Genomic DNA, 17419 nt, shown 5'->3' with positions numbered 1-17419 from the left:
GCCGGGTACGGGGGAATTCCGGCACAAATCCCGGCGGTCGGTATTGCCCGAACCTGTATTGTTCGAGGATGACGCCCCATGGTCGGGTGGCTATCATTTCTGCGTATGGTCGTCGGGGGTCGCCCCGAGGGGGACCGCGAGAATTCCGGGGGAATGTCCGGATCGCCGCAGCGGCGACGGCATTTTCACGCAGTGATGAGAGGAACCTCTGATGTTCGAAGAAGCGACCCTCTACTCCCCGGTCATCAAGAACGACCGCGGAGCCGTTTCCGTGGTGTTCTCCAAGGACCATCCCGGATATCACGACCGGGACTACCAGGAGCACCGCGCCAAGATAGCCGACGCCGCGCTGCGGTACGTCCCGGGCCGGCCCGTGCCGGATATCGAGTACACCGAGCAGGAGCACGCCACCTGGCGGCTGATCAGTGCGGAGCTGGCCGAGAAGCACCGGCGGCACGCCTGCCGCGAGTTCCTGGCCGGCAGCGAGCGGCTGGCGCTGCCGACCGACCGGCTGCCGCAGCTGAGCGAGGCCTCCGCCACCGTCCAGCGGGCGACCGGCTTCCGGTTCAGCCCGGCCGCGGGCCTGGTGGGGGTGCGGGACTTCTACGGCTCGCTGGCCGACCACACCTTCCAGGCCACCCAGTACATCCGGCACTCCTCGATGCCGCGCTTCTCGCCGGAGCCCGACATGATCCACGAGGTGGTGGGCCACGGCAGTCACCTGTGCAACCGGCGGCTGGCCGCCATCTACGAGCTGCTCGGGCGGACGGTGCGCCGGCTGGCCTCCCGTGAGGCGGTGCTGGCCGTCTCCAGCGTGTTCTGGTTCGCGCTGGAGTACGGGCTGGTCCGCGAGGACGGCCGGCTCAAGGCCTGCGGGGCCAGCCTGCTGTCCTCCTGTGCCGAGCTGGAACAGTTCCAGGACGCCGAGATCCGGCCGTTGGACGTGGCGCAGATGGCGAGCCTCGGGTACCTGGTGGAGACGTACCAGCCGGTGCTGTTCTGCGCCGACTCCTTCGCCCACCTGGAGGACTTCCTGGGGACGTTCCTCACCGAGGTGACGGACGACAGCCCGCTGCTCGCGGCTTGAGCCGCGGCCCGGGGGCCGGCGGGCTGTCACCCCCCGCCCCCGGGCCGGCTGGCCGGGGCGAGCACCCGCAGCAGGTTGCCGTGCATGATCAGGTCCTGGTCCCGGCGGCCGACGCCGGCGAAGACGGTGGGCCCGTGCACCACCTCCCCGACCGAGCGCCTGAGCCCGCCGGAGAGGCGGCCCAGTGGCCAGTCGGTACCGAAGATGATCTTGTGGTTGAGGCCCAGCCGGAACAGCCGGTTCAGGTGCTCCGGCCAGCGCGGGATCGTCGGGGTACTGGCGAACCCCCCGATGTCCAGGTAGACGTTCGGGCGGTGCGCCGCCAGGTAGCCCGCGGTCTCGGCGTGCGTCAGCCCGGCGTGCCCGAGCACGAAGTCCACCGAGGGGAAGTCCCGGGCCGCCCGGTCGATCCGCAGCGGGTGCGCCGGGCCGTAGTCCAGGCTGCCGCCGGTCGGGCCGGTGTGCACGAACACCGGCAGCTCCCGGGCCGCGCACACCTCGTAGTACGGGTAGAGCCCCGGATCGCTCGGCGAGTACCCGCACGGCGGGTAGAGCTTCAGGCCGTCGAAGCCGTAGTCGTCGACCATCCGCTCGAACGCCGCCACGCCGGCCTCTCCGCGCCGCGGGTCGGCCCCGAGGTAGACCCAGAACCGGCCCGGGTGGCGCTGCCTGATGCCGTGGTGCAGCCGGGCCATCTCCGCCATCGGCAGCGGGCAGTCCATCCGCAGCCCGAAGTCCGGCACCAGCAGCACCGCGCGGTCCACGCCGGCCGCGTCCATCTCGGCCACCAGCTGGTCGCCGGTGTGGTCGTCGTGCTGCGCCGCGTAGTTCTCGGTCAGCCGGGCGGGCGCCGGGGCCGGGCCCCGGGCGTCCAGCCGGCGGTGCACGTTCCTGACCACGTCCTCGATGAATTCCCGCGGGATGAAATGCGTGGACGCGATGTGGCAGTGGCCGTCGTAGACCGTCATCCGGCGCAGTGCCCGACAATGCCGCGGATGGTCACACCGCCGGCCGGGTCGAACGAGCCGAAATCGAAGGAGACGTCCGCCCGCTCCTCCAGATAGGCGACCAGGCCGACTAGGGCCATGGAATCGAGAAGTCCCGATCCGCTGAGCTCGGTCTGCGCGTCGACGGTGCCGTCCGCCTCCGTCCCGTTCCATTTCACGACCCAGTCGACGAGGTCGTTCTCCAGCTCGGTGGTGTCCTGCGTCATTCGCCGTTCCCGTCCTTTGCGTGAGAGATGAGATCGCCCCCGACCAGTCGGAGGCCGTTGCCGCCCATGATCATCCGACGGGCCGGATCCCTGATCCCGTCGAACACCGCCGAGCCCGGTGCGAACTCCCTGAGCAGGCCCGCCAGCGAGTGCGACATCCGGTACGAGGGCCAGCACGACCCGAAGAGGATCTTGTGCTCGATGCCCATCCGGAACAGCCGGTTCAGGTGCGCCTGCCAGCCGTCCGCGCTGAGCACGGCGTGGAACTGGCTGATGTCCAGGTACACGTTGGGCCGGTGCGCGCACAGGTACGTCGCCTCGTCCACGTGGGTGACCCCGCCGTGACCGAGGACGAAGTTCACCGAGGGGAAGTCCCGGGCCGCCTTGTCGATCAGCAGGGGCTCGCCGTACCCGAAGTCCAGCGGACCCCAGCCGGGGCCGGTGTGGCTGATCACCGGCAGCCCGCGCTGCGCGCACAGCTCGAAGTACGGGTAGAGCCCGGGGTCGCTCGGCGAGTAGCCGCAGAGCGGGTACAGCTTCAGGCCGGCGAAGCCGTACTCGGTGACACACCGCTCGAAGAGGTCGACGCCGTCCTGGCCGGCCCGGGGGTCCACGCCCCAGAACACCCGGAACCGGCCGGGGTGGCGCAGGCTCACCCGGTGGTGCAGCAGGGCGAGTTCCGGCGGTGACAGGGCGCACTTCGCCGCGTGCGAGAAGTCGGCCGCGAGCAGGAAGGCCTGCTCGACCCCGGCCGCGTCCAGCTCCCGGACCAGCCGGTCGCCGTCGTCGTCCTGGTAGAGCGCCAGGGTCTGTTCGGTCAGCTTCTCCCGCCGTACGGCGTGCCCGTAGGCCGCCATCCGGTGATGGGCGTTGGCCGCCTGGTGCTCGATGAAGCTGCGCGGGATGGCCAGCTCGCTCGCCAGGTTGGCCTGGGCGTCGATGATCCGCAGCGCCGGCGCGCCGGCCTCTGGAGCCACGGCCGCCCGGCCCGTCACGCGGCCCGTCACGCGCTCTGCCCGGGGGCCTGGTCCTTTGCCGCGACCGCCCGGGCGAAGTGCGCCGCGGCGAGCGGGCGACTGAGCTTCAGGTTGCCGGTCATGAACTTCGGGTCGGAGCGCAGCGGTTGAGCGGAGAAGACCAGCGACATCACCCGCTGGTGCGCCTCCAGGCCCTGGTTGACCTCCTCGATCCGCTTGCGGATGCCGGCCTGGAGGCTGTCGTCGTCCGGGGTGGTCGGCGTGACGATCGCCCCGAGCCGGTTGGACTGCGGGGTCGCCACCACGACCAGCTCGGCGACGCCCTCGACACCGGCGAAGAAGGACTCGATCTCGGCGGGGTGCACCTTGCGCCCGCTGCCGAGGGCGATCACGTCCTTCTTGCGGCCGAGCAGGGTCAGGTAGCCGTCGGCGTCCAGGACCCCGTAGTCGCCGGTGACGATGGTGCCGTCGGGCCGGTACGTGTCGTCGCCGGCGCCGTCGGTGTCGAAGTACCCGCTGCTGAGCGGGGCCGGGCGGTGGATCAGCAGCTCGCCGTCCGGCAGGAAGGTCACCACGTCGGGGTCGATCAGCTTGCCGACGCTGCCCAGGCGGTACTCCTGGAGCGTGTTCCAGGCGATCATCCCGGACTCGGTCATCCCGTAGGCCTCCAGCAGCCGGACGTCATCGGCCCAGAAGGCCTCCAGGGTCTCTTGCCGGATCGGCGCCATCCCCGTGATCATGAACCGGATCCGGCCGCCGAGCAGCTCGGAGAGCGAGCCCTCGCCGCTCTTGCGGTGCAGCTGGAGGACGGTGTCGTAGAACACCGGCGGGGCGATCAGGAAGGTCGGCCGCTCTGTCCGGACCGCGCCGAACACCCGCTGGTAGGGGGCCAGCACCAGATCGGCACCCGTCCAGAGGCAGCAGTAGACGGACAGTCGCTGCTGGTAGTTGGCGAGCGGCAGGAAGATCAGGTGCCGGTCCTCGGAGCTGATGCCGAAGCACTCGATGAAGCGGTTGATGACGTACTCGGTGCCCCTGCGGCTGACGTTCAGGCCCTTGAGCCGCCCGGACGTGCCCGAGGAGAAGACCAGACTGTGCAGGTCGCCCGGCTCGCCGCGCTCGGCGTCGGCCGCGACCACGCCGGCGCCCGGCGCGGCGTCCGGGGCGATGACGGCCGGGTGGGCGGCCACCCCCTCGGCGTCCGTGATCAGCAGCGCCAGGCCGTGCCGGGCCAGGAACGCGCCGGGCTCCCCGACCGGGGTGTCGTCCGCGAACGCCTTCAGGACGGCGCCGGTGCGCACCGCCGCGAGGTCCCAGGCCACCCAGTCGATGCTGTTCCTGGCCCGGATGCCGATCACCTGGCCCGCCCGGATCCCGGCGGCGGCCAGCTGCCGCGCGCGCTCCTGCGCCAGCGCGTGCAGCGCGCTCTGGGTGAGCTCCCGCCGGTTGCCGCCCGCGTCGATCTCGATGACCAGCGCGGAGGTGTGCTCGCGGTAGCGGTCGGTCAGTTCCTCGAAGTTCATCCCTGCTCCCTTTCCAAGCTCTTCTCCAGGTCCGCGATGAGTTCGGTGAGCCGCTGGGTGACGAAGAAGCCGATCCGCCCGCCGAGCATCGCCTCGTACCCGCCGCTGCCGGTGTCCCAGGTGATCTCGACGTCCAGCTCGCAGGCCGTGCCACCCTCGGCGGGCCGCAGCCGCACCGCGCGCTCCAGCGACGCCCAGAGCCAGCACGGGTCGGCCCGCAGCACCACGCCGTCCTCGCCCAGCTGCGCGCGGTCGGCCCAGATCACCACGTCCTCGCCCAGCGTCCCCCGGAAGTGCGGCTCGACCGGCGCCGCCACCGCGGCCCCGGGTCGCACCGCGAACGGGTCCAGCAGGTGCGGCCGGGCATGCAGCAACCGCCGTACCGCTGACGGCGGGTGGGCCAGCCGGACGGTCCGCGTCAGCGGCGACCTGGCGGCCTCGCCGGTCTGCCGCAGGCCCCGGCGGTGCTCCTCGGCCTCGGCCAGGACACTGTCCAGCAGGTCGAGTCCCTGGTCGAGGTCGGCGTCCGGGATCACCATCGGCGGCTGGATGCGCAGCACCCGGGTGTTGTACAGCGAGTAGGTGGAGGTGACGCCCGCCGCGAGCAGCCCGCCGAGCACCAGGCCGGCGAGCGAGTCGTCGTGGAACTCCAGGCCGTACATCATGCCCAGGCCCCGGTGGGCGGCGATCAGTTCGGGGAAGCGCGTCGCCGCCCGGGCGAGCCGCGCCTCGATCAGCTCGGACTTCTTCGCCACCCCGGCGAGGAACTCCGGGTCCGAGGCGATCGCGATCGACTCCAGGCCCACCCGGCAGGAGAGCGGATTGCCGCCCAGGCTGGAGCCGAAGGTGGAGGGCAGGGCCCGCAGGGTCTCCCAGACGGCCTCGGTGCCGAGCACCGCGGAGATCGGCAGCATGCCGCCGCCGAAGGCCTTGCCGATGCAGATGATGTCCGGGGTGACGCCGAAGCGCTCGTGGGCGAAGAAGGTGCCGCAGCGGCCGAACGCGGTCTGCATCTCGTCCAGGATCAGCAGCGCGCCGCTCTCGTCGCACAGCCGCCGCACCTCGCGCAGGTACTCCGGGGCCGGCACGATGACCCCGGCCTCGGCCTGGACGGGCTCCAGCAGGACGGCGGCGGTGTCGCCGTCGATCGCCGCGGCCAGCTGCTCGATGTCGCCGAAGTCCACCAGCTCGAAGCGGTCCAGCATCGGGCCGAACATCGCGGTGTGCTCCGGGCGGGCCGAGGCGCTCAGGGTGGCGAAGGTCTTGCCGTGGAAGCAGCCGCGGGCGCTGATGAACTTGGGGCGCCCGGTGGTGGCGCGGGCCAGCTTGAGCGCGTTGTCGATCGTCTCGCCGCCGCCGTTGGCGAGGTAGGCGAACGGCAGCCGGTTGCCGGTGAGTTCGGCGAGCCGTTCGGTGAGGCGGATCTGCACCTCCTCGAACATGATCTTGGTGCTGTTGAGCACCCCGGAGTCCAACTGGTCGCGCAGTGCGGCGATGATCCGCTCGTTGGAGTACCCGAAGGACTGATTGCCGTACTGGTCGAACATGGCGAGGAAGGAGCGCCCGCTCTCGTCCAGCACATTGCTGCCGGAGCCCACCCCCTGCACCCCGCACCCCATGACGAACGCCATCTTGGCGTAGGTGGGGTGGTTGTGCGCGGCCTTGGACTCAGCGAGTTCCTGACGGCGTGTCAACAACCTGGCGCCCCTTCGCATAGTCGTCGTAGTCGTGGAAGAAGTACTGCAACAGCCGGTTGTCCGCGCCCGCCGCGGTCCCGGCCAGGGCGGCGGCCGCCCGCACGTCGAGCATCCCGACCAGGCTCAGCGGGGCGCCCTGGAACCTGACGTCCTCGTACGGCTCGTGCATCGCCACGAAGCCGATCGCGCGGTAGAAGCCGCGCAGCCCGCCGCCGTCGTCGACGAAGAAGTCGCCCAGCACGTGGGTGGCGCCGTGCACGGCCACGCTGTGCACCAGCCCCTGGCGCATCAGCGACATCCCGATCTCCTGGCCGCGGACCTGCGGCAGGGTCATCAGGTGGCCGAACTCCACCAGGCGCCCGCGGGCCCGCAGCGCGGTGAGGTCCACCACGTCGTCGCAGGGCAGGCCGGCCGCCGAGTCCGGCACGATCTTGACCGTCCCGAGCGCCTGGTCACCGTCGTACGCGAGGATGTACTCCGCGTGGGCGTCGAAGCGGTCGAAGGTCTCGGCGGTATCGGTGGCGTCGGCGAGCCGGCCCTGGTCCTGGACGTACACCGCGTCGCGCAGCCTCAGGACGTCGGCTCGTTCGGCCGGCGTCCTCGCCACGCGGAAGTTGACTGTGCTCACCCTCGGCTCCCGTCCATGCGGTTCGGTGTTGCGGTTCGGTGGGTTCCCGCTCACGGGCGCGCCGCCGGCCGGGCCGGCCGCCGGGCCCGTCCGCGGATCACCCGGAGAGCAGCTTGCGGAAGTAGTCGAGGTACCCGGTGTGGAAGTACCGCAGCCGGCCCCGGATCTCGGCGTGCAGGTCGGGCAGCCGCTCGATCGGCAGGTTGGGCATCACATGGTGCTCGACGTGGAAGTTGTTGCCGTTGGTGAACCACATCATCAGCCGGTTGGACCTGATGGTGCGGGTGTTGGCGAACGGGTCTTCGTTGAGCGTCTCGCAGCGGTGGTGCTCGGGCAGCTCGATCAGCGCGTGCACCGGCGCCGCGACCAGCAGCAGCGGCAGCAGCCAGGCCCACACGATCACCGCCTGCCCGAGCAGCAGCGAGAGCCCCGCCAGGGCGGCGCCGCCGAGCAGGATGAGCAGGTGGTCGCGCCGGATGCGCCGCGAGACGGTGGCCGTCTCGCCGCTGAACTCCCGTCCGCGCAGCGCCCGGAGGAGGTTCGCCAGGAACAGCTGGTAGTGGTGGAACATGGTGAACCTGGTGAGCCAGTCCAGCGCCGTCGCGGCTCTGGAGCGCTCGCCCTCGCGCCCGTACTGGTCCCCGTAGTCGAAGAACTCGCGGTTCGACGGCGTACCGAGGTACCGGTGGTGGCGCAGATGGGCGGTCCGGTACGCGGCGAAGGAGATGAGCATCGGCATGCCCAGGACCGTCCCCGCGACGGTGTTGGCCCGCCGGCTGCGGAAGGCCAGGTTGTGCAGGGTCTCGTGCTGGAGTTCCGCGGCGTGCGCGAACATGCAGCCGATCAGGACGACGCCCGGGATCCTCGCCCACGGCGTGCCCTGGCACGCCAGCAGCACGCCGCCGGCCGTGATCGTCGCGCAGAGCAGCAGCTTGACGACGAACACCGCCCCGCGCACCTCGGTCCGCAGGTGCTTCAGCGAGGCCCGGAGTTCCGCCGCCCCCACCACCGGCTTCGGATCGGGCACGGTCGTCTCACCCGGACGCGATTCCATCGCTCCCCCCTTCTCGTCGGATTCCAGAGGCTCAGGTCGTGCTCAGGGAGTCGTCCACGAGCTTGGCCAGGCCGGCCACGGTGGGAGCGGCGAACAGCTCCCGCACCGTCAGCTCCACCCCGGTCAGCTTGCGGATCCGCCCCAGCAGCCGGGTCGCGGAGAGCGAGTGGCCGCCCAGGTCGAAGAAGCTGTCGTCCACGCCCGGCGGTTCGATGCCGAGGATCCCCGCGAACAGTTCGGCGAGCTCCCGCTCCCGCTCGGTGCCCGGCGGGCGGCGCTGCGCGGTGGTGGCCGGCCGGGGCGCGGGCAGCGCCTTGCGGTCGAGCTTGCCGTTGGCCGTCCTGGGCAGGTCCTCGACCGCCACGATCAGGCTCGGGACGAAGTGCGCGGGCAGCCCGGCGGCCAGCCGGGTGCGCAGCCGGGCCGGGTCGAGCCCGGCCCCGGGCGCGGGCACCACGTACGCCACCAGCTGCCGGTTGCCCGGCTGGTCCTCCCGGACGGTGGCGGCCGCCCTGGCCACGCCGGGGGAGCGGACCAGCGCCGCCTCCACCTCGCCCAGCTCGATCCGGAAGCCGCGGATCTTGACCTGGTCGTCATTGCGCCCGACGAAGGTCAGCTCGCCGTCGCCGGCCCAGCGCACCAGGTCGCCGGTACGGTACATCCGCTCACCCGGCGCCCCGAACGGGTCCTCGACGAAGCGCTCGGCGGTCAGCTCCTCCCGGCCCAGGTACCCGAGGGTGACCCCGGCGCCCGCGACGTACAGCTCGCCCACCGCCCCGGCCGGCACCCGGCGCAGCCCGGCGTCCAGGACGTACACCCGGACGTTGCGCAGCGGCCGGCCGATCGGCGGGGCGCCGGCCTGGGAGGGGGAGAGGCGGGTGCTCATCGCGGTGGAGACGGTCGCCTCGGTCGGCCCGTACCCGTTGATCAGCCGGCATACCGGTGCCCACCGTTCGATCACGGTCGGCGAACTGGCCTCCCCGACCACCGACACCGTGGTGCCGGCCGGCCACTCCTCGGGGGCCATCACCTCCAGTGCGGACGGCGGCAGCACCAGGTCGTTGATCTGCTTCTCCACGACCAGCCGCAGCAGCTCCGGGCCCGGGGCCAGCCGCTCGGCGGGGGCGCAGACCGCGGTGCCGCCGTTCAGCACGCACTGCGTCATCTCGCCCACGAACGCGTCGAAGCTGGAGGAGGCGAACTGGAGGGTCCGGGTGCCCGGCCCCGAGCCGAGGCGGTCCACCATCGCGGCCGTCAGGTTGACCACCCCGCTGTGGCGGACCACCACGCCCTTGGGGACACCGGTCGAGCCCGAGGTGTAGATGACGTAGGCCGGCGCTCCGGGGGAGTGGGCGCCGCCGCGCTCCTGTGCCCCGAGGTCGTCGCCCGGCAGCTGTGCCAGTGCCCGGGCGACCTCCCCGTGGTCCAGTACCAGGCAGGGCGCGTCCAGCTCCTCCGCCAGGGCGGCGGTGTCGGAGTGCAGCAGTACCAGCGCGGGCGCGGCGTCGCCCACCATGAAGGAGAGCCGGGCGAGCGGGTAGGACGGATCCAGCGGCAGGAACGCGGCGCCGGCCTTGAGCACGCCGAGGGCGGCGATGTGCAGCTCGGGGGAGCGCGGCAGCGCGAAGGCCACCACCTGGCCGGGCCGCACGCCCTGGGCCAGCAGGTGCCGGGCCAGCCGGTTGGCCCGCTCGTTGAGCTGCGCGAAGCTGAGCACCTGCTGCTCGAACTCGACGGCCGGCGCCTGCGGGGAGCGCCGCGCCCAGGCCTCGACGAGCCCGTGCACGGTGGTGTCCTCGATCTCGTGGACCGGGCCGGATCCCCAGGCCCGCAGCCGCTCCCGCTCGGTGTCGCCGACCAGGGGGAGTTCCTCGACGGGCGTGCCCGGGTCCGCCGCGGTGACGGAGTCGATGAAGAAGAGCAGTCGCTCCAGGTGCGCCTCGGTCTCGCGCGGGCCGTGCAGTTCGGGGTGCGCGTCGACGATGAGCTCGATGTCCTCGTCCGCGGACGTCCGGTAGAACGTCATCGCCAGGTCGTCGGCGGGGGCGAGCGAGATGGTGCGCACGCTCGCGGGGGAGCCGGCGAAGTCCAGCTCGTAGTCGAAGGTCATGACGTTGACGACCTGGCCCCAGAGCCGGCGGCCGGTGCCCAGCAGCCCCAGTTCCCGGGCGAGTTCGGCCGACGGGTAGCGCGAGTGCAGCTGTGTGCGGCGCAGCTCCAGGGACACCTGCCGGGCGAAGTCCGCCAGGCTCGTCCCGGGCGTCATCGGCACCCGGACGGGCAGCCCGTTGGTCGTCATCCCGGGCACGCCGCGTACCTGGGGGCTCAGCCGGGCCGGGGTCGGCGTGCCGAGCACCACCTCGGCGGCGTTGGTCATCCGCCCGACGTACGCGGCGGCGATCCCGGTGGCCAGGTCCGACCAGCTGACGCCGAGCCGATCGGCCGTGCTCCGCAGCCGGGCCACCCGGTCCGGGCCGAGCTCCGCGCGCCGGCGGTGGGCGATCCGGGCGGTCGTCGACCACCGGCCGGTCAGCTGCGCGGGCTCGGGGCGGTCCTCGAATCTGGCGAGCCAGTAGTCGCGGTCGGCGGCGTAGCGCTTCGACCCCGCGTACTGCTCCTCGCTCTCCAGCAGTACCCGGAAGCCGGGCAGCGCGCCCTCGGCGGGGGAGCGGCCCTCGGCCAGTGCGGTGTAGACGGCGGCGGTGCGGTTGTGCACGAGCGCCAGGCTCCAGCCGTCCAGCACGGCGTGGTGCACCCGGCGGTAGAGCGTGAAGCGGTCGGCGGCGGTCCTGAGCAGCGCAGTGGTGCACAGCCGGGCGGGATCGGCCGGCCGCTCCATGTCGGCCCGCATCCAGGCGTCGGCGGCGGCCTGCGGGTCGGGCTCGGCGCTGACGTCGACGTGGTGCAGCGGTGAGTCGCCGACCGGCGCGAGGTACTGGCGGTACCCGTCCTCGGTGCTGACCAGGCGCAGCCGCAGGGCCTCGGCCTCCTGTTCGACACGCTCGTGCGCGGCCCGCATGAGGTCCGGGTCGACCGGCCCCCGGATATCGAGGCGGTCGCTGATGCAGAACGTCGGGTCCGTCAGGTCGGATGACTGGGCCATCCACGTACGCAGCTGCGCGGAAAGCAATGGCCATTCCGCTACTCCGGGCTCGAGCAACGTTCATCCTTCCGATACGGAGAACCGAAACGGACAATCACCGGCAATGCGATTCCAGGATTTCTGGATTCTGTACTCCGGGCCGGCCCGGCGGGCTCGTCGGTGAGTCCGGCGAGAAGGCGCGGGAGAGCGGGGCCCGGGTGGCGCGCACCCGGTGGGAAGGGTGGCGCTCGCAGATAGGAGGAAACCTCGAAGGGCCTGCCGGCCCGTCGCGGAGGGTCGTCAACGTCGAACACACGACCGTTGCGATACTTCCCTCGCGCGGCAGGACATGTCAAGAGTTGCCCGTGGGTGGTCCCGAGTCGGTGGGAGTATGCCCAGCTCAGGGTGGGTGGGAGGTCGGATTGGTGGCCCGGGGGGCCGCTGTCTTGGGGTTCTCTCGCACCGTGCCTGTCAAGTGACTGACCGTCACGGCCCGGTGGGGGCGGGCGACTCCGGCGAGATCGGGCCGCCGGCCTCCCGGGGCGCGCGAACCCAGCGTGACTACGCCATGTCACGTGGGTCCGGTGCGAGGCGCCTTGATCCTCCATCAGGTGATCTTGGGTGTGGCGAGGAGCCCCAGCGCAACGCCGTGATCTCCGTCCACGGAGAACCGGGCCGGACGTGTTCGGCGCGGGAATTCGGTGACTGCGCAGCGTTGCCGCCGGGCGGCGGGGCCGTATCGGACCTCGCCGAAAACCGGCCAAGTTCCGGACGGTCGGTCACACGCGATCGAACGACGCGTATATTCCGAGGAGGTGGCCTCCGAAAGGCGGCCGCCGGGGAATGGGCCCGGGCCGGCGGAAATCGGGCCGACCCGCCCGGAATTGCCCCCCCTCGGCTCCCGTGACGGCCCACCGGCCCCGGCGGCCGGCGAACGCGCGGCCCACCGGCCGGGCGCCCGAAGCCCGGAATTCACCGGCCTGAGCAGCCGGCCCCGATTCCCGGGTGGCTAGCGAGAGGACGGCTGACGTTCGTGCGTTCCGACACCTGGCGGAGGGTCACCGTGGTCGCGGGGCTGATCCTCGCCGCCTTCGCCTTCAACACCACCGAGAACCTGCCCATCGGCCTGCTCGGGCTGATCTCGTCGGACCTGCACGTGTCGCTGCCCTCCGTCGGCTACCTGGTCACCGGCTACGGCCTCACGGTCGCGGTGGTCTCCGTACCGCTGGCCCACGCGACCCGGCAGATCCCGCGCCGCCACGTGCTCTCCGGTCTGCTGCTGGTGCTCTGCCTGGCGACCTGGATCTCCGTACTCGGCTCCTCCTACTGGCTGTTGCTCGGCGCCCGGGTCGCCACCGCGCTGTGCCAGGCGCTGTTCTGGGCGGTCCAGGCGCCGGTGGCGGTCGGGCTGTTCTCCAAGCAGGTCCGCGGCCGGGTGATCGCCGCGATGTCCGTCGGCGGAGCGCTCGCCACCGTGCTGGGCGTACCCGCCGGGACGTGGCTGGGCCAGCAGAGCGGCTGGCGGCTGCCGTTCGTGGTGCTGAGCGGGTTCGGGCTCTTCGCCCTGGTCGCGATCGCCGTCCTGCTGCCGACCACCCGCCCCGAGGAGAGTCACGGCGCCTTCGGCACGGCGCCGGACGCGCGGCGCTTCCTCATCGTGCTGGCCTCCACCGCCCTGTCGGTCACCGGGATGTTCGTCGGCTTCACCTACATCGTCAAGTTCCTCGGCGACGTCAGCGGCTTCTCCGACAGCTCGGTCAGCGCCATACTGATGGTCTTCGGGCTCGCCGGCGTCGCCGGGGTGAGCCTGGTCGGTCCGCTGCTGGACAGCAGGCCGCGCACCGCGCTGGCGGTCCCCGTCGGCGTCCAGGCCGCGGCTCTGCTCGGGCTCTACCTCGGCGGCCGGAACCAGGGCGTGACGATCGCCATGCTGGCGCTGCTGGGCGTCTCGGCCGCCCCGGTCTTCATGGCCGGTCAGAGCCGGGTCCTGAACGTCGCCCCCGGCCGTACCGAGGTCGCGCTCGCGGCGAACTCGGCCGCCTTCAACGTCGGGGTGGCCTGCGGTGCCCTGATCGGCGGGGTCGCGCTGCCCTCGCTGGAGGTGCGCGGGACCTTCGGCGTCGGCGGGCTGCTGACGGTCGTCGCACTGCTCGTCCTGTTCGGCGAGTCCGTGCTGAAGCCCCTGCCGGGGGTTGACCGGGATGCGCCGCAGCGGAGCAACGGGATGATCTTGAAGCCCTGAGATCCCGGCCTGTCACCCCTGCGGCTCAAGGTCGTTGGCGGTGTTGTCCTCGGCCCGAGCCGATCAGCCCGTCGGCCGCGTCGCATCGGCCGCCCGGCCGGCCGATCCGGCCTGCCCGCCGCAGAACACCTCCTTGACGAGCCGCTGCTTCACCTTCTCGAACGCCTCGGCCAGGGCGGCCCAGTCGAGCTCGGCCGGCCCGCAGGTCAGCGAGCCGGTCAGGGTCCTGCTGCCGTCGGGCGTGCTGTACATCAGGGCCGCCCAGCCCCAGAAGCCGCCGTTGTGCTGGATGATGGTGCCGCCGCCGTCCAGCTCCTCCACGAACACCCCCAGGCCGTAGCCCATCTTGGGGTGCGGCGTGCGCATCTCGGCCAGCAGCCAGGCCGGCAGGAGCTTGCCGCTCATCAGCGCGGAGAAGAATGTGCGGAGATCCTGGCTGGTCGAGATCATGTCACCGGCGGCGGAGATCCAGGAGGGATTGAAGCGGGTGGTGTCGGCCACCGTCCAGCGGCCGGCGTCCTCGTACCCGTAGTAGCCGTGGGCGTGCGGCTCGGGGATCTCCGGCGAGGCGCCCGGCACCACGGTGCCCGACAGCCCGAGCGGCCCCAGGATCCGCCGCCGCATCTCCTCGCCATAGGAACGGCCGGTGACCTTCTCGACCAGCAGCGCGGCCAGCACGTAGTTGGTGTTGGAGTAGCTCCAGTCCGTTCCCGGCTCGAACCGCGCCGGCTCGGACAGAGCCGGCCGGACCAGCTCCTCCGGCCGGTAGGTCCTGAACTGATTGCCCATCCACTCCTTGCCCACCCCGGGAACCCCACCGGGTACGACCGTCCCGTCGCCGTGGACCTCGCCGGTGAAGCTGAACAACCCGCTGGTGTGCTGCAGCAGCATCCGCACCGTGATCCGTCGGTCCAGGCCGAACTCGGGCAGGTGGTCGTCCGCCGGGGCGTCCAGCCCGATCTTGCCCTCGGCCACCAGTTGCAGCACCAGGGTCGCGGTGAAGGTCTTGGTGACGCTGCCGATCCGGAAGTGTCCGTCGGTCGGCGGCTTGGCGGCCTCGCCCAGCTTGCGCACCCCGGCGCTGCCGACCCACTCGCCGAGCTCATCGTGCACTCGCAGCTGCATCCCGGCGAAACCGGAATCGACGATCTCCTGAATGGCCTTCTGCAGCCCGGGGCGGTCCTGCCCGGGAGTGGTGTTCTTGACGGTGTGCGGGTACTCGCCCATGGTCATTCCTCATCTCGCGAAACCAGGTGTTCGGCGCGGTTCGACGGCACCACGGCGGCCCTGGTGGCTACCGGCCCTTCGAGGCGGCCATGCGATGAGCTTGCACCCTGACCCAAGGTCAAGGTCAATCCCTGTCGCGGCCATGGGCCGACCGGCACCGATCGCAGGCGTCCCGGCCCGGTACGTCGCTGCCTCGGGCGCCGGCCTCGGCGACAAGGGTGACGAGCTGGAACAACTGCGCGCTACTCTCGCCCCTGTGATCACCCGCAACCCCTACCTCAAGGTGAGCGCGAAGGTCGCCGGCGACCACGGCTCGATCCGGCGCAAGGACTTCCGTGCCGTCGCCGTCGCCGTCGCGGTTCGCGAAACCGCAGCCGGCCGCGAACCGGCCGCCCACGATCCGGAGGTGTGCTGAGCCGATGGCGGACGGACTCACGATCGGTCAGGCCGCGGCGTTCGTCGGCGTCACGATCAAGACCGTGCGGCACTATCACCGGCTCGGCCTGATCGCCGAGCCGGAACGTGACGGTTCGGGCTACCGGCGTTACGGGTCGGCCGATCTGCTCCGGCTGATCCAGGCCCGGACCCTGGCCGCCGCCGGCGTGCCGCTGGCCGAGATCGGCGAGCTGCTCGACGCCGACCCCGAGCGGTTCGCCGCCGCCCTGGACGACGTCAGTCATCGGCTCACCGAACGGATCGAGGACCTGGTCACGCGCCGTGACACGCTGAACCGGCTCACCCATGGCGATCGGCTCCTGCTGCCCGACCGGGCCTGCGTGATCTTGGACCGACTCGCCGGTCTCGGCTTCGGTGCCGACTACGTGGCCGGTCAACGGGAGGCTCTGGTGCTGGCCCGGGCGCTGATTCCGGAGATCTTCGACAGCTTCCTGACCCAGCTCGAACACTGGCTCGACGACCCCGAGTTCGTCGAGCTGACCAAACGCGGCTGGGATGCCGGGTCCTGGGATCCCGACGACCCGCGGATCGAGAAGCTGGCGTCCGCGCTGGCCGACAAGCTGCTGACCAACCGCGCGCTGCTGGCGATGCCGACCGGGTTTCAGAACCGGTCCGACGCCGCCGCCAGGTACGGGCTGGTCAACCACCACCTGGAGGACCAGGGACCGTCCATCGCCCGGTTGAACGCGCTGGTCGAGGCGAACCTACGCGCGGCCGGCATCGACGTCCCGCATCAGTGACGGCTGTCCGGCAGGCCCGGCGCTGCGGTGGGACGCCCGCCTCATCCCGCCGCGTCCGGGCCGGGCCGGCGAGGACCCGGCGCTACGACCGCCCCGCCCGTGGGCCGGCGCGAGGAGTCATGGCCCGCGCTGCCGCCGGCGCGGCGGCGCTCAGCCCCTGAACACGCTCCGGCACAGCGCGGCCTGCGCGGAGCCGGCCGGCCACTGGCCGAGGCGTTCAGCCTGCTCACAGAGCGAGGGTGCGCCCGACCGGGTGGGCCGAGCCTGGGCGGCGGGCGGTTGCGGCTTCGGCTGCGAGGATGGCGCCGGAGCCGCGCTCGCCGCCGCCGGTGGCGAGGCCGGCCGGGTCCGGACCGGGCGCTTGGGGCTCGGCCTGACCCGCCCGCCGCCGCGCTCCGCCTGGCCCGGACCTGCTCCGGCACCGGTGCTGGTGCCGGTGCCGGAGCCCGCGCTCTCGTCCGGGCCTGCATTGCCGCTCTCGCCGGCGGATTCGGGCGCCGCCGCGCCGGACTCCGCCGCGGACGGTGAGGAGGAGGGGGCGGCCGGCTCCGCCGAGCTCGGCGCGGGGGAGGGCGAGGCCGGCGGGGGCTGCGGTACGGGCGAGGCGGGCGGGGTGGCCGTCGGCGCCGGCTCCGGCAGCGGGACCAGTGCGGACAGCTCGGGGCCGGCGGCGCCCGGTCCGCACATGACCAGGACGGAGGCGAGCAGGGCGGCCGTAGCGCCCGCCGCGAGCACCCACCTCCAGCGCCGCGGGGGAGCCGCGGGTAGCGGTGCCCACCCGCTCGCCGACTCGGCCACCGACTCCGCGGGGGGTTGCTGTTCCCACGGTGGAGCCTGCCGATCCCACGGCGGCTGCTGTTGCCACTGCCACTGCCCGTCCATCGTCCTCGTCCTTCCGTGCCGGCTGGTTCGGATGCTCAACGAGCACGTCGCCGCTCGGACATGACCCGGTCGCCGCGGCCACCCCGGCGGCGGGGCCGGCACGGATACCTGCGGCCGGCGATCGGCTCGGCGGCCGGGGCGGATGGCGGGTGCCGGGTGCAGGGGTCCGGCAGTCGGGTGCCGGGCAGACGGGTGACCGTCGCCGGGCGTGCGGCAGGGCCGCGTGCGGCACCCCGTACCCCGGCACATCCTGAAGCCATGAACAGCAACAGCACCAAGAAGCCACTGGTCGAGATCGCCGAGTTCCGCACCGACAGCCGTTACCGGCTGGTCCGCTTCGAGGGCCACGGGTGGGAGCCGCTGGCCCCGGAGGAACTGGAGCCACGGATCCGGCAGCTCTTCCCTGATCTGGACCCGCGCGATCCCGAGCTGGTGCACTGGGAGGACCGCCCGTGGGAGTGGCCTGCCTGGCACCCGGGCGAGGCCTGACGGCCGAGGGCCGCTCGGCCTCGGAGGCGGGGCGGAGCGGCCGGGGTGCGAGTGGTCGGGGGCAAGCCCGAGGCCGCCGCCACCGACCGATGGGTCGGTGGCGGCGGCCTCGGGCTGTCGAC

Annotated in this window: 15 protein-coding genes; 5 read left to right on the top strand and 10 right to left on the bottom strand. The window is 72.3% G+C overall.

From position 1 onward, the window contains the following. Positions 1–211: 211 nt before the first annotated feature. Positions 212–1087 carry a phenylalanine 4-monooxygenase gene (locus tag ACIBH3_RS28080; protein ID WP_396314880.1) on the top strand — a complete coding sequence of 292 codons (876 nt, stop codon included), beginning with the start codon at positions 212–214 and terminating at the stop codon, positions 1085–1087. A 26-nt stretch (positions 1088–1113) separates the two neighbouring features. Here ACIBH3_RS28080 and ACIBH3_RS28075 read toward each other — a convergent pair whose 3' ends face one another. The 8 genes from ACIBH3_RS28075 to ACIBH3_RS28040 form a co-directional block, all read right to left on the bottom strand. Further along, positions 1114–2055: an amidohydrolase family protein gene (locus ACIBH3_RS28075; protein WP_396314879.1), complete on the bottom strand. Its 942-nt coding sequence runs from the start codon at positions 2053–2055 to the stop codon at positions 1114–1116. Then, positions 2052–2300: a hypothetical protein gene (locus ACIBH3_RS28070; RefSeq protein WP_396314878.1), complete on the bottom strand. Its 249-nt coding sequence runs from the start codon at positions 2298–2300 to the stop codon at positions 2052–2054. Before ACIBH3_RS28070 ends, ACIBH3_RS28075 begins: the two co-directional genes overlap by 4 nt. After that, positions 2297–3277, bottom strand: a complete 981-nt coding sequence (locus ACIBH3_RS28065; protein ID WP_396314877.1) for an amidohydrolase family protein — start codon at positions 3275–3277, stop codon at positions 2297–2299. Before ACIBH3_RS28065 ends, ACIBH3_RS28070 begins: the two co-directional genes overlap by 4 nt. Positions 3278–3303: 26 nt before the next feature. Then, positions 3304–4800: an AMP-binding protein gene (locus tag ACIBH3_RS28060; protein WP_396314876.1), complete on the bottom strand. Its 1497-nt coding sequence runs from the start codon at positions 4798–4800 to the stop codon at positions 3304–3306. Beyond that, positions 4797–6494 carry an aspartate aminotransferase family protein gene (locus tag ACIBH3_RS28055; protein ID WP_396314875.1) on the bottom strand — a complete coding sequence of 566 codons (1698 nt, stop codon included), beginning with the start codon at positions 6492–6494 and terminating at the stop codon, positions 4797–4799. The genes ACIBH3_RS28060 and ACIBH3_RS28055 overlap by 4 nt, the downstream gene beginning before the upstream one ends. Next, a complete protein-coding gene (locus ACIBH3_RS28050) occupies positions 6469–7125 on the bottom strand; it encodes an N-acyl amino acid synthase FeeM domain-containing protein (RefSeq protein WP_396314874.1) in 657 nt (218 codons plus the stop codon). Before ACIBH3_RS28050 ends, ACIBH3_RS28055 begins: the two co-directional genes overlap by 26 nt. A gap of 97 nt (positions 7126–7222) precedes the next feature. After that, entirely contained in the window at positions 7223–8179 is a 957-nt protein-coding gene (locus ACIBH3_RS28045) for a fatty acid desaturase family protein (protein ID WP_396314873.1), read from the bottom strand. A 31-nt stretch (positions 8180–8210) separates the two neighbouring features. Beyond that, complete coding sequence (locus ACIBH3_RS28040) at positions 8211–11309, bottom strand: amino acid adenylation domain-containing protein (RefSeq protein WP_396314872.1); 3099 nt, start codon at positions 11307–11309, stop codon at positions 8211–8213. A gap of 976 nt (positions 11310–12285) precedes the next feature. Here ACIBH3_RS28040 and ACIBH3_RS28035 point away from each other — a divergent pair. Continuing rightward, positions 12286–13503: an MFS transporter gene (locus ACIBH3_RS28035; protein ID WP_396314920.1), complete on the top strand. Its 1218-nt coding sequence runs from the start codon at positions 12286–12288 to the stop codon at positions 13501–13503. A gap of 63 nt (positions 13504–13566) precedes the next feature. Here the strand turns inward: ACIBH3_RS28035 and ACIBH3_RS28030 are convergent, their stop codons facing one another. Then, positions 13567–14730 carry a serine hydrolase domain-containing protein gene (locus tag ACIBH3_RS28030; RefSeq protein ID WP_396314871.1) on the bottom strand — a complete coding sequence of 388 codons (1164 nt, stop codon included), beginning with the start codon at positions 14728–14730 and terminating at the stop codon, positions 13567–13569. Positions 14731–14872: 142 nt separating this feature from the next. On the opposite strand from ACIBH3_RS28030, the gene ACIBH3_RS28025 reads away from it, so the two are divergent. Further along, positions 14873–15145 (top strand): hypothetical protein, encoded by a 273-nt coding sequence (locus ACIBH3_RS28025; RefSeq protein ID WP_396314870.1) that lies wholly within the window; start codon positions 14873–14875, stop codon positions 15143–15145. A 4-nt stretch (positions 15146–15149) separates the two neighbouring features. Beyond that, entirely contained in the window at positions 15150–15926 is a 777-nt protein-coding gene (locus tag ACIBH3_RS28020; protein ID WP_396314869.1) for a MerR family transcriptional regulator, read from the top strand. Positions 15927–16076: 150 nt separating this feature from the next. Here the strand turns inward: ACIBH3_RS28020 and ACIBH3_RS28015 are convergent, their stop codons facing one another. Further along, positions 16077–16661: a hypothetical protein gene (locus tag ACIBH3_RS28015; RefSeq protein ID WP_396314868.1), complete on the bottom strand. Its 585-nt coding sequence runs from the start codon at positions 16659–16661 to the stop codon at positions 16077–16079. Between the two features lie 405 nt (positions 16662–17066). On the opposite strand from ACIBH3_RS28015, the gene ACIBH3_RS28010 reads away from it, so the two are divergent. Then, positions 17067–17297, top strand: a complete 231-nt coding sequence (locus ACIBH3_RS28010) for a hypothetical protein (RefSeq protein ID WP_396314867.1) — start codon at positions 17067–17069, stop codon at positions 17295–17297. Positions 17298–17419 lie beyond the last annotated feature (122 nt).

Origin of the sequence: Kitasatospora sp. NPDC050543 (assembly GCF_044457565.1) — a bacterium.
GTDB lineage: Bacteria > Actinomycetota > Actinomycetes > Streptomycetales > Streptomycetaceae > Kitasatospora.
This window is presented reverse-complemented; position numbering and strand designations above follow the sequence as displayed.

What these genes read in the sequence shown, in the direction of transcription:
- ACIBH3_RS28010 (WP_396314867.1), top strand. Translation starts at nt 17,067, where the DNA reads ATGAACAGCAACAGCACCAAGAAGCCACTGGTCGAGATCGCCGAGTTC.
- ACIBH3_RS28020 (WP_396314869.1), top strand. Translation starts at nt 15,150, where the DNA reads ATGGCGGACGGACTCACGATCGGTCAGGCCGCGGCGTTCGTCGGCGTC.
- ACIBH3_RS28070 (WP_396314878.1), bottom strand. Translation starts at nt 2,300, where the DNA reads ATGACGCAGGACACCACCGAGCTGGAGAACGACCTCGTCGACTGGGTC.
- ACIBH3_RS28060 (WP_396314876.1), bottom strand. Translation starts at nt 4,800, where the DNA reads ATGAACTTCGAGGAACTGACCGACCGCTACCGCGAGCACACCTCCGCG.
- ACIBH3_RS28045 (WP_396314873.1), bottom strand. Translation starts at nt 8,179, where the DNA reads ATGGAATCGCGTCCGGGTGAGACGACCGTGCCCGATCCGAAGCCGGTG.
- ACIBH3_RS28080 (WP_396314880.1), top strand. Translation starts at nt 212, where the DNA reads ATGTTCGAAGAAGCGACCCTCTACTCCCCGGTCATCAAGAACGACCGC.
- ACIBH3_RS28025 (WP_396314870.1), top strand. Translation starts at nt 14,873, where the DNA reads ATGGGCCGACCGGCACCGATCGCAGGCGTCCCGGCCCGGTACGTCGCT.
- ACIBH3_RS28075 (WP_396314879.1), bottom strand. Translation starts at nt 2,055, where the DNA reads ATGACGGTCTACGACGGCCACTGCCACATCGCGTCCACGCATTTCATC.
- ACIBH3_RS28030 (WP_396314871.1), bottom strand. Translation starts at nt 14,730, where the DNA reads ATGGGCGAGTACCCGCACACCGTCAAGAACACCACTCCCGGGCAGGAC.